The organism is Pseudoalteromonas sp. 2CM39R, from assembly GCF_023161845.1.
This window is the reverse complement of sequence record NZ_JALNTM010000050.1, coordinates 1-11151: the sequence shown is the minus strand read 5'-3', so window position 1 is coordinate 11151 and position 11151 is coordinate 1. Positions and strand designations below refer to the sequence as shown.

Genomic DNA, 11151 nt, shown 5'->3' with positions numbered 1-11151 from the left:
GGGAGCCGGATTTGAACCGACGACCTTCGGGTTATGAGCCCGACGAGCTACCAGGCTGCTCCATCCCGCGCCTGTATGTTTAGAGTCCCAGAAGCCGGATTTAAACCGACGACCTTCGACTTCAGGTATTAGCGAGTCCGACGAATGATTTATCATTCTGCTCCATCCCGCGCCTGTAATCTCTAAGTAACATAAGCATGTTATTGCTGCCCTGTTTCAGAGAGAGCGCTATCATATAGCAATAAGATTAGAAATCAAGGGTTATAGTGACAAATTTAACTCAAACGAACAAAAAGCACACAAAACAAAGCTAAAAAGCTCGCTGATGAGGACTAATCATTTTTTGCCACTCCCAATCAGGGTGACCCATCACAATAAAGTCAGGGTTTTCTGTGCTTTCTCGTTGATTGTAAGTTAACGGGTTGAATTCGGCATCGGTAATACAGCCACCAGCTTCTTCTACAATCACTTGTGACGCCCCAGTATCCCACTCACCCGTTGGCCCGATACGTAAAAAACAATCAGCTTTACCCTCTGCGATGATACAAGCCTTTAATGAACATGAGCCTAATGCCACCGTCGCAAACTGAGTATTTAAATACTGGCTGACCGCTTCAATTTTTTGTCTGCGGCTTACAGCTAAGGTTAAATTATCGGGTGTTGCTACCGAAATTTGCTGATCTTGGCCATTTTCACGTTTAAATGCGCCATTTTGATAACTAGCAAAATAAGTCACTTGTTTCGCTGGCCAATGGATAACACCCAGTACTGGGCGATTATTTTCAACTAAAGCGATATTAACTGCAAAATCACCGCTTTCGAGAATAAACTCCCCTGTACCATCCATAGGATCAAGCAGCCAATAACGGTGCCAATCTTTTCTGTCTGCCAGCGCCGGAATGGGTGTTTCTTCTGACATAATTGGAATATCAGGGGCTATGGCTTTCAAACCAGCCATTAATACATCGTTCGATGCTAAGTCAGCCTTGGTGACCGGAGTATGATCTGACTTTTGCTCAGCACCAATATCATCCTGCTGATAAATGGCCATAATGGCATCGCCTGCTTGCTCAGCTAACCGAATACACGGTTCTAAAAAATCATTCATTGCCCGCTCCCGACTCTAAGTACTTTGTTAATAATAGCAAAGCTGCGACACTTCGTGCTTCAGTAAAGTCTTCTTGTTGCAATAATGATTGCCAATCACTTATTGGCCATTTTACAACGACAAGCGGTTCAGGCTCATCACCAGGTAAGGTTTCAGGGTAAAGATCTTCAGCATATAAAATATGCATAGTGGCATTAAAGTAACTCGGCGCCATACTGACTTTTTTAAGTTCAGCGAAATGCTTAGCACCAAAACCAACTTCTTCTTTCAGCTCACGGTCTGCGGCTTGCTGTGGTGTTTCGCCTGGGTCAATTAAGCCCTTTGGAAAACCCAACTGATAATCATTGGTGCCTGCACAATATTCTCGCACTAATAACAGTTCGTTATCGGCCGTTACTGGCACAATCATAACTGCCCCTCTGCCACCGCCACGAATTCTTTCGTATTGCCTTTGCTCATCATTTGAGAACTTCAATTCTAGAGATTCAACAGTAAATAGTCGACTTTTAGCGACAACTTCATTAGACAAAATTTGCGGTGGTGTAGGATGCTTTTTCTGTGTCATTGGCATTAATTTGCTATCATGGCAGTTATGCTCATCATAAATCTTTTAAAGTGAATTGCCTATGTTAAATTGGTCAAAAATCGATACTGTGTTGTTAGATATGGATGGCACCCTACTCGATTTGCATTACGATAATTACTTTTGGCTAACCGTTATTCCCGAGCAATATGCACGTAAACATAAAATCAGCTTAGACGCAGCAAAAGCTGATATTTTACATCGTTATCAACAAGTTCACGGACAAATTAATTGGTACTGTTTAGATTATTGGCAACGTCAACTTGATTTACCAATTATGGCGCTAAAACGTGAAATTCAACATTTAATCAGAATTCGTGAAGATGTTCCGCCGTTCTTAACTGAACTGAGAAAAGCAGGTAAGCAATTGATCATGCTTACTAACGCGCACCCAGATTGTGCCATGTTAAAGTTTGAACATACTGCTATCGATAATTACTTAGATGGGGTGATCTCAACTCACCAATATGGCGTGAGTAAAGAGCATCAACCATTATGGCAACAAGTACATCAAGAATGGCAGTTTGATAAGGAACGGACTTTATTCGTGGACGACAGCCCTGCCGTGCTAGATGCAGCAAAAGAGTTTGGTATTGGTCATATACTTGCGGTTGCCAACCCTGATAGTCAGCAACCGCATAAGCAGTTTGATGGCTTTTTATCAACCATCGATTTTCGCGAGCTTATACCCGTTGAATGATTACTTCGGGTAACGCTGCTCTAGGCCTTGATATACTAGTTTTGCAAAATCTGCATGCTCTGTATCTAGGCTTTTAACCACTTCAACTAAGTGCTCGTTATCTTCTTGGCCATTCCACACCTTGATATAGCTACCGTCTTTGTAGCCATGATCTTGGCGGAAGAAATTCAAGGTGTTTTTACCAACGTAGCCACGGTATAAATCATCGATATCCATACCGATTTGCGCCATACAACCTGCAAATGCAGCGGCATTAAAACTCTTTTCAGCGACTGCTGACGCGGCTAATAATTCGAGTGTTTGTTTAAAGTCATCGGCTTGAACTGGCGCACTTAACTCAGCTTCAAGTTGCGCAGCTAACTGCTCATAGCTGGTTTCACCATCAATACGTAAAGATAAACCAAAATGGAAAATATCAACTAACTCTAAAATAACTTGCTCTGTATCTGGGGTTTGTTTCTTCCACCACTTCCAACCGTAGTGATCCAGCATTTCAGCACACTCAACCCAAATTGCACGATACCATTCAAAACCTTGGCTAAACCATTGCTCATGAACTTTGGTATTCATCGCATTTTGCATCTCGAGCATAACAACGAGTTTTTTTAAATTAGCAGACATTCTTTATCCCAACTTGCATTTTTTATTTGCCTATATACTACAGTTAAATTTGAGTTTGATGTAGGTAAAGATGAAATAAATCCCGCGACAATCAGGTCATCTTTGTAGTTGATAAAAATAACCGAGGAAGCCCATGTTTAAATCTCTATTCATTAGTGCACTGTTTGTACTATCAAGCCACGTTATCGCTGCAACTGCAACCAATATTGCCGAATCAGCAGAGCAAGTTAGTCCGTTATTACCGGGCTTAACGGTGCCAAATGTTGAATTGAAAGACCAATACGGTAAAACCGTCTCGCTAGCTGAGCGCTTTAAAGAAAAAACTACCGTGCTGATTGTTTATCGTGGTGGCTGGTGCCCATATTGTTCAAAACAATTGGCCAGCGTGCAAAAAATTGAGAAAGAATTAGCAAGCTTAGACGCGCAACTAATTGCCGTTTCACCAGATAGCCCTGAAAAACTAGCTGAAACAAAAATTACAGCTCCTAGCTATCAATTACTTTCTGACGACAGCCTTACTTTGGCGCAAACGTTAGGTTTAGCATTTTACTTAGATGACAAAACAGCAAAGATTTACCGCAATAAGCTTGGGGTTAACTTTGTCTCGTTAGAAGGTGAGCCGAAAGTAGCACTGCCTGTACCCGCAGTATTTGTGATAGATACAAATGGGTTAGTTCACTTCCAATACGCCAACCCAAATTACAAAGTACGCTTAACAGAAGATTTATTACTAGCCGCTGTTAAATCAGTGAGCGAGCAATAAATTAGCAACCGATAAGCAGAATATGCTTCTGCTTATCGGCCTTGTGTAAATTCTTGCCAAGATTCAATTAAATCAACAAAATCTTCAAAGCCACAGCCACTGCATAGGCCTTCTTCTTCAAGCATTAAGTCATCATCTTGGTAGGCAACTAAGTCTTCGTTGTCTTGATGTAATGCATGTGCTTCGAACAGCGCTTCGTCTTTACTTAAGATCAAATCAATTTCTTGACCTTGTAAGGTTAAAGGCTCATGACTGCTCTTAACAGCAGAGATCAACGCTTGCACCATCGCGATTTTTTCTTTTCCGACTTCTTCGTTTAGCCAACGGCCTATGATGGCGTGTTCAGAGGAAATTTTAATGCGTAAACCGCTAATAGGGTCGCGGATAAATTGATATTCCATGAAGGGTACTCATAATACGTTATCTGCTAATTATACCGTTTGCAGCTAAACGTGGCGAGTTTAGTCGCCTTAAAACAACTCGAGCGCCTAAGTGGCGCTCGAGTTTGTGCTATTTAAATAGCTAGAGTCGCGATTTGAAGCGTGCAGCATCAATAATCGCCCATAGGTATACGATTGGCAGTAGAATAAAACCAACTGCCACATAAATTAGTGCACCACTAATAACCCATGCTAAAAAGAATGCAATAGCCGCCATTAAACGACCTTGTACCAATTGTCCTAAACCAGGAAAAAAGATATTACATATTGCTGCGATTACATTACCGCCAGAACCTTGCTCTGCCATACTAACCTCTGTAGTTTTTAATGATTATACTTTTTATAATCACACTTTATGCCAACTTATTATGACTTACAAATCAAAGTGTTAAAAAGTAGCGTTATTTTAATTTTAGTTCTTTTTGCTAAAAATCGGTCAAATTCACAATTTTTATACTGCAATTTTAATGACTTGCCAAAATAGCTGTTTATAAAAACAGTATTTTATTTAGCCTTGCATAAACACCTGTTATACTCCACCCATTATAGATTGAAAAGGCGTAACGATGGACGTTTCTGAATTACTCGATGGCTTAAATGACAAACAACGGGATGCAGTCGCAGCCCCATTGCAAAATATGCTGGTACTTGCAGGTGCAGGTTCTGGTAAAACTCGAGTACTTGTTCATCGCATCGCATGGCTCATGCAAGTTGAGCAAGCTTCTGCATACAGCATCTTTGCGGTAACCTTCACTAACAAAGCCGCGAAAGAAATGCGTACCCGTGTAGAAGAAACGTTAAAAGCACCGGTTGGTGGTATGTGGATTGGCACTTTCCATGGCTTATCTCACCGGATTTTACGCGCCCATCACCGTGAAGCGAACCTGCCTGAAAGCTTTCAAATCTTAGATTCTGACGATCAACAACGTATGATCAAACGCTTACTTAAAGCGATGAACATCGATGATAAAAAATGGCCAGCAAAACAATTTGGTTGGTATATCAGCGCGAAAAAAGATGAAGGTCTGCGCCCTAAAGACATTCAAGCCTACGATATTAATGAGCAAATGATGCTGAAAGTCTATGCTGCATATCAAGAGGCTTGTGATCGTGCAGGTTTAGTCGACTTTGCAGAAATACTGCTGCGCTGCTACGAAGTACTTAAAAACCACCCAACACTTTTGCGTCATTATCAACAGCGTTTTGCACACATGCTGGTAGACGAGTTCCAGGATACCAACACTATTCAATATGCTTGGTTAAAATTACTCGCAGGTAACACCAACAGTATTATGATCGTAGGTGATGATGACCAAAGTATCTATGGCTGGCGTGGCGCAAAAATTGAGAATATCAAACGCTTTTTAACTGACTTCGAAGCCGAAACCATTCGCCTTGAACAAAATTACCGTTCAACGGCAACAATCTTAAAAGCATCAAATGCGCTGATCAAAAACAATGCTGAACGCATGGGTAAAAGCCTTTGGACAGACGGCAATGATGGTGAGCCTATTTCTGTTTACGCTGCGTTTAATGAATTAGACGAAGCACGCTTTGTCAGCAGCAAACTACGTAGCTGGCTAAATGCAGGTAATGCATTACAAGACGCCGCCATTTTATACCGTAACAACGCGCAATCTCGTGTACTCGAAGAAGCAATGCTACAAGAAGGTTTAAAATACCGCATTTACGGCGGTATGCGCTTCTTCGAACGTCAAGAGATCAAAGATGCGCTCTCATATTTACGCTTGGTGGGTAACCGTCAAGATGATGCTGCTTTCGAGCGCGTTATTAACACTCCAGCCCGCGGCATTGGTGATAAAACGCTAAGTCATATCCGTGATTGCGCGCGCAATGAGTCATTGCCACTTTGGTATGCCGCAAAAGCAATTGTAGAGCAACAACACCTATCTGGCCGTGCAGCAAGTGCCGTCACTAAATTCTTAGAACTTGTTGAGCATATCGAAGATAAAATCAGCGATCTCACCTTAGAAGAGCAAGCGAAATATGCCATTCAAACCTCAGGGTTAATGGCAATGTATCAAGCTGAAAAAGGTGAAAAAGGCCGTGCCCGCGTAGAAAACTTAGAAGAGCTTATTAGTGCTTGTGGTCAATACGAACTTCCTGAAGATGAAGAGTTCAGCTCACCACTACAGGGGTTTTTGGCTTATACCTCACTAGAGTCTGGCGAAGGTCAAGCTGATGAGCACGAAGACGCGGTGCAAATGATGACACTACACTCAGCAAAAGGCCTAGAATTCCCATTGGTATTTATGGTTGGTGTTGAAGAGGGCATGTTCCCATCACAACAAAGTAATGAAGAGTCTGGCCGTTTAGAAGAAGAACGCCGCCTCTGCTATGTTGGTATGACTCGCGCGATGGAAAAACTATATATTAGCCATGCAGAAAGCCGCCGCTTATACGGACAAGAAAAATACCATAGCCCATCACGCTTTTTACGTGAAATGCCTGAAGACTGTATCGAAGAAATCCGAATTAAAACACAGGTTTCAAGACCGCCTGCGGCAGGTCGTTTTAGTCCATCAGTAACACATGCCGCATTTGAAGATAGCGGCTTTAACTTAGGGCAACGCGTACTACACGCCAAGTTCGGCGCAGGAACCGTACTCAATTACGAAGGTAGCGGCGCACAGTCACGTATTCAAGTGAACTTTGATGACCTAGGCAGCAAATGGCTTGTAACACAGTATGCAAGACTTCAAGCCTTATAATGAATATTTAACAGCACTGTGTAATGAGCTGGTGATTGCAAAGCATCGCCAGCTTGTCATTGTGCAAGGCAGCGAAACTTGGTGCTATCAGTTTGCAAACCAATTAGCGCTTAAAAATACCTATGTTTTCAGTAGCAACTCATTATTAGCAAATAGTGAGTTTCCAAAACATGCTCACCAAATTCTTGGCCAAGAGTTTCAACACGCAATTTTTGATGGTTTTAGCGGCTTATATGCCGATAAACTCGCAGCGCTTGCAGGTACCGTAAAAGCAGGTGGTGTACTGATACTGTTGCTGCCCGATGACCGCAAGTGGCAAGACCCTGCACTCACTAGTATTACCTCTTATGGCCAAGTGATTAAACACAGCTTTTTTAATCAGCGTTTATTCGCCAAGCTAGAGTTGCAACCACATTATTTTACTGAGCACTCGCTCCCTGCTTACCAATCAGTATCGCCAGCAACTGCTGAGATAAATTATCAGCAACAACAAGCATGTGTTGAGCAAATTATTAAAACCGCAACAGGGCGCGCTAATCGTCCTTTTGTGATCAGTGCAGACCGAGGTCGCGGCAAGTCTGCTGCTTTAGGGCTTGCAGCAGCAAATCTTCAAGGTAAAAAAATCCTTATTTGCGCCACGCAAGTCAAAGCCGTACAAACAAGCTTTAAGCATTTAGCCGCTGAGCTTGGTGTTAGCAAAGAGCAAAACTTTAAGCAACTAGCTAATCTTAGCTATATTGCGCCAGATACACTGCTAAACGAAAAACCTGACTGCGATCTGTTATTTGTCGACGAAGCAGCGGCGATTCCGGTTCCTATGCTATTGCAGATCCTAAAAAGTTATCCACGAATCGTATTTGCTAGCACTATGGTTGGTTATGAAGGAAATGGGCGTGGTTACACGTTACGTTTTTTAAATTACTTACGTAGCCAATATAAATCGCTTAAGACCGTTACTCTGGATGAGCCAATTCGTTTTGCTAAACATGACTCTCTCGAAAATAGCCTACGCGAACTATTACTTCTCGATGCAAAGTACCTAGATACGCAGAGTGGTAAGTCTTACCAATTTGAAAACATAAGCAAAGAGCAACTTGTTGATGATGAGCAGCTACTTAGCCAAGTTATGGCGCTACTGGCGTTGGCTCATTACCAAACCACGGTAAACGACTTACGCCAATTGCTTGATGCCCCAGAGTTACAGCTATCGATCTGCAAGCAAGAAAATGCCTTAAAAGCCGTTTGCTTAATCGCTATTGAGGGTGGCTTAGCACCAGAAATCGCAGAGCAAGTAATAAAAGGAAAGCGCAGGCCTCATGGTCATTTAATGGCGCAATCTCTGACTCAATTGAGCCGAAATACAGAAGACTTATGTAAACGCTCAGCGAGAGTAGTGAGAATAGCTGTTGCACCTGAGTGTCATCAACAAGGTATTGGCTCAGCCCTGTTAAACTACTGCGAAAGCCAATTAAATAATTGCAGTTATTTTGGTGCCAGCTTTGGCGCAAATGCAGCGTTAGTTAACTTTTGGCAAAGTAATGGCTTTAGTATTGTTAAGCTTGGATTTAGTCATGACAAAGCAACGGCTGAACATGCTGCTTTAGTGATTAAAGCGTTAGATAAGCAATCGACTGATAGCGCAACACTCTTAATAGAGGAATTTAAACAAGACCTGTCTTTGCAACTCCTTGGTCACTTTAGCTCACTTCCTTGGCAGCTTATTGCAGAGCTATTCAAAGGCTTACCAAAAAATGACTTATCTTCTGCCTTAAATACAAGAGCTGAGCGACTGTTAAACAGTGATATTAACCTCTTCCAAGTACAGCCTTTGCTATGGCAAATGATTTGGAGCACACCAATTAGTCTAAATTTATTAGATGAACATACAAAATTCATCCTTATTCGACTAGTATTACAGCAAACCTCTGTAAATAGCTTGATCGAAGAAGCCGGTTTTACAGGTAAAAAAGACTTAGACTCACAGTTCAAAACCGCAGTGCAAGGTTGGTATGCTCACTATAAATCACTTCAAAATAACAGCCATTAAGTGTTTATGTTTTTATGCCTTGCTACTATCTCAGTTAGCTTTAGCTGAACACGAACAACCAACCATTAAACTCGGGATGTCGACGGCACTGACTGGACCTGCTAAGCAAATAGGTGAGCAGCTAGCGCTTGGCAGTAATATTTACTTTAACAAAATCAACAAAGAAGACGGTATTAATGGCCAAAGTATCGATCTGATCTTAGCTGATGATGGCTATGAGCCAAAAAATACCGTAGTGAATACCCGCGAGTTTCTATTTGACCAAAAGATCCATGCGATTTTTGGCTCTATGGGCACGCCAACAGCTCATGCAATTAAGCCCCTACTAGATAGACACCGCATTCCATTTCTCATGCCATTTACAGGCGCTGACTTTTTACATAACAGCTCAATGCCGAATGTATTTAATCTTCGTGCGAGCTACCAAGATGAAGCCATAGAGCAAATTAACTACCTAGTTAAAGAGCGTAAGCATGAAAAAATTGGCTTAATGATCCAAGCCGATGAGTTTGGTTATATGGTAGAGAGCAATCTCGTTAACGCCCTAAAAATACATGGTATTAAACCTGTAGAAGTCACGCGATTTAAGCGTAATAGTGATGATATTTCAAAAGCTTTAGCGCTTCTAAAAGAAAGTAATGCAACCGCAATTTGTTTAGTCGGCACCTACGAGCCTCTCGCTGAATTTATTAATGCTGCAAACAAACAAAGCTTCAACCCAGACTATACTTCGGTGTCTTTCGTATCGAGTCATGATTTATATCAGCGAATTAAGCAGCCCGCCAACATAATGGTCACTGAAGTGGTACCTGACCCAAATAATTGTAAAAACCCTTGGTGTAAGCAATTTATTGAAGATATAGAGCCTTATCACACTAGTGCAAATAGAATTATTTTTGAAGGTTATTTGAATGCTGTTGCACTCGTTAGCGCTGCCCAAAAATGCCCAACACCACTAAACAATCAATGCCTACTGACCGAGCTAAATCGACTCTTTACTGATACATCAGATTTCGCTGATCTATTTAACACTCACACTTCTGGAAATAACAAAAAAATCTACCGCTCATATTTTAAAAGTAATTAGGTTAAACTACGACTAAATTACAATAATGTTCTATGCTATAGAGACTTAACAAGGCTTTGAGGGAAATATGGATCTGATTAATTTTCGAGTTGGCCAAAAGACCATTTCACTAAAAATTCTCGATATTCTTCTAACCGAGCGTTACGAAGGAAACTTAACGTCGTTGCCAAATGAAAATAAAAGCTTCATTGGAGTTAAAGATTATATGGAAACTCCAACGCCTATCTTTGATTTAGGAATTGTATTAAACAATCACTCAACCAAAGAAACCAATGCCGAATTATCCGACCTTTTAGTCGAAAGAGAGAAAGACCATTTAGATTGGTTAGATGCCTTAGAAAATAGCTTAGTAACAGGTGCGCCTTTTACAAAAGCCACAGATCCAGACAAATGTGCCTTTGGTCGTTGGTATAACAACTTCGAAACTGATAACGAAGACTTACAAAGCATCTTAGCCAAGTTTGATAAGCCACACCGAGAATTACATGCCATGGCAGGTGAGTTATTAGAATTGCAAAAAAGCCAGCCTAACGACAAGGTAATTAGCTTGTTTGCAGAGAAAAAACGCCAAACATTCAACCAACTTATTAGGCTGTTTGAATCGGCACGTGAGCAGATCATTCTTGATTACAAGCCAATCATCATCTTCACTACTAAAGACGGCGTAACACCTCATATAGGCCTTCTAGTCGACAAAGTAGAAGACAACATCAACGTAAAAAAAGAAGACATCAAACCGTTAGACCAACTTACCTCGGTTGGTTTTGATGTTGATCCGCAAACTAAAAACATGATGCGCGGACTAATTAAAATGAAGCATAAACACAGCTTATTATTAGACCCAAGTGCCATCTTCCGTCCAGAGCACCTCATGCGCCACGAAGCAGAAGAAACCGAAGAGTATGGGCTTTTTTAGTCGCTAGTTAGCGAGTTAGAAAGAGTAAAGTTAGTGAGGGGAAAGTTTTAAGGTCTGGCGTAGGTTGGGTAGAGCGCAGCGAAACCCAACAGTGTGGTAATTCGTCATGCACAATGAAGAGGTAAAGCTCATTAATAAAAGACGAATTAGCGCA

11 protein-coding genes are annotated in these 11151 nt (G+C 41.5%); 6 read left to right on the top strand and 5 right to left on the bottom strand.

Going from position 1 to position 11151, the window contains the following annotated elements:
- Positions 1-310: 310 nt before the first annotated feature.
- Complete coding sequence (cysQ, locus tag MTF66_RS38155; protein WP_055021754.1) at positions 311-1108, bottom strand: 3'(2'),5'-bisphosphate nucleotidase CysQ; 798 nt, start codon at positions 1106-1108, stop codon at positions 311-313.
- Positions 1101-1673: an ADP compounds hydrolase NudE gene (nudE, locus tag MTF66_RS38150; RefSeq protein WP_171040476.1), complete on the bottom strand. Its 573-nt coding sequence runs from the start codon at positions 1671-1673 to the stop codon at positions 1101-1103. Before nudE ends, cysQ begins: the two co-directional genes overlap by 8 nt.
- Before the next feature lie 61 nt (positions 1674-1734).
- On the opposite strand from nudE, the gene yrfG reads away from it, so the two are divergent.
- On the top strand, positions 1735-2391 hold the full coding sequence (yrfG, locus tag MTF66_RS38145; RefSeq protein ID WP_248530330.1) for a GMP/IMP nucleotidase: 657 nt from the start codon (positions 1735-1737) through the stop codon (positions 2389-2391).
- Here the strand turns inward: yrfG and MTF66_RS38140 are convergent, their stop codons facing one another.
- Complete coding sequence (locus tag MTF66_RS38140) at positions 2392-3012, bottom strand: dUTP diphosphatase (RefSeq protein WP_248530329.1); 621 nt, start codon at positions 3010-3012, stop codon at positions 2392-2394.
- 133 nt (positions 3013-3145) lie between these two features.
- Here MTF66_RS38140 and MTF66_RS38135 point away from each other — a divergent pair, with 133 nt between their 5' ends.
- Positions 3146-3775 carry a peroxiredoxin-like family protein gene (locus tag MTF66_RS38135; RefSeq protein WP_055021757.1) on the top strand — a complete coding sequence of 210 codons (630 nt, stop codon included), beginning with the start codon at positions 3146-3148 and terminating at the stop codon, positions 3773-3775.
- 32 nt (positions 3776-3807) lie between these two features.
- Here the strand turns inward: MTF66_RS38135 and MTF66_RS38130 are convergent, their stop codons facing one another.
- Both MTF66_RS38130 and MTF66_RS38125 read right to left on the bottom strand, forming a co-directional pair.
- Complete coding sequence (locus tag MTF66_RS38130; protein ID WP_058583697.1) at positions 3808-4176, bottom strand: YacL family protein; 369 nt, start codon at positions 4174-4176, stop codon at positions 3808-3810.
- A gap of 121 nt (positions 4177-4297) precedes the next feature.
- Entirely contained in the window at positions 4298-4522 is a 225-nt protein-coding gene (locus MTF66_RS38125; RefSeq protein ID WP_054554878.1) for a hypothetical protein, read from the bottom strand.
- Positions 4523-4781: 259 nt separating this feature from the next.
- On the opposite strand from MTF66_RS38125, the gene uvrD reads away from it, so the two are divergent.
- The 4 genes from uvrD (at position 4782) to MTF66_RS38105 (ending at position 10997) form a co-directional block, all read left to right on the top strand.
- Positions 4782-6947: a DNA helicase II gene (gene uvrD, locus MTF66_RS38120; protein WP_054563945.1), complete on the top strand. Its 2166-nt coding sequence runs from the start codon at positions 4782-4784 to the stop codon at positions 6945-6947.
- The gene (locus MTF66_RS38115; RefSeq protein ID WP_248530328.1) at positions 6925-8994 is read left to right on the top strand and encodes a GNAT family N-acetyltransferase; all 2070 of its coding nucleotides are present in this window, start codon (positions 6925-6927) and stop codon (positions 8992-8994) included. The genes uvrD and MTF66_RS38115 overlap by 23 nt, the downstream gene beginning before the upstream one ends.
- The gene (locus MTF66_RS38110) at positions 8957-10081 is read left to right on the top strand and encodes an ABC transporter substrate-binding protein (RefSeq protein WP_248530327.1); all 1125 of its coding nucleotides are present in this window, start codon (positions 8957-8959) and stop codon (positions 10079-10081) included. Before MTF66_RS38115 ends, MTF66_RS38110 begins: the two co-directional genes overlap by 38 nt.
- A 67-nt stretch (positions 10082-10148) precedes the next feature.
- Positions 10149-10997, top strand: coding sequence for a CZB domain-containing protein (locus MTF66_RS38105; RefSeq protein ID WP_248530326.1), 849 nt, complete (start codon positions 10149-10151; stop codon positions 10995-10997).
- Positions 10998-11151 lie beyond the last annotated feature (154 nt).

What these genes read in the sequence shown, in the direction of transcription:
- cysQ (WP_055021754.1), bottom strand. Translation starts at nt 1,108, where the DNA reads ATGAATGATTTTTTAGAACCGTGTATTCGGTTAGCTGAGCAAGCAGGC.
- nudE (WP_171040476.1), bottom strand. Translation starts at nt 1,673, where the DNA reads ATGACACAGAAAAAGCATCCTACACCACCGCAAATTTTGTCTAATGAA.
- yrfG (WP_248530330.1), top strand. Translation starts at nt 1,735, where the DNA reads ATGTTAAATTGGTCAAAAATCGATACTGTGTTGTTAGATATGGATGGC.
- MTF66_RS38140 (WP_248530329.1), bottom strand. Translation starts at nt 3,012, where the DNA reads ATGTCTGCTAATTTAAAAAAACTCGTTGTTATGCTCGAGATGCAAAAT.
- MTF66_RS38135 (WP_055021757.1), top strand. Translation starts at nt 3,146, where the DNA reads ATGTTTAAATCTCTATTCATTAGTGCACTGTTTGTACTATCAAGCCAC.
- MTF66_RS38130 (WP_058583697.1), bottom strand. Translation starts at nt 4,176, where the DNA reads ATGGAATATCAATTTATCCGCGACCCTATTAGCGGTTTACGCATTAAA.
- MTF66_RS38125 (WP_054554878.1), bottom strand. Translation starts at nt 4,522, where the DNA reads ATGGCAGAGCAAGGTTCTGGCGGTAATGTAATCGCAGCAATATGTAAT.
- uvrD (WP_054563945.1), top strand. Translation starts at nt 4,782, where the DNA reads ATGGACGTTTCTGAATTACTCGATGGCTTAAATGACAAACAACGGGAT.
- MTF66_RS38115 (WP_248530328.1), top strand. Translation starts at nt 6,925, where the DNA reads ATGCAAGACTTCAAGCCTTATAATGAATATTTAACAGCACTGTGTAAT.
- MTF66_RS38110 (WP_248530327.1), top strand. Translation starts at nt 8,957, where the DNA reads ATGCTCACTATAAATCACTTCAAAATAACAGCCATTAAGTGTTTATGT.
- MTF66_RS38105 (WP_248530326.1), top strand. Translation starts at nt 10,149, where the DNA reads ATGGATCTGATTAATTTTCGAGTTGGCCAAAAGACCATTTCACTAAAA.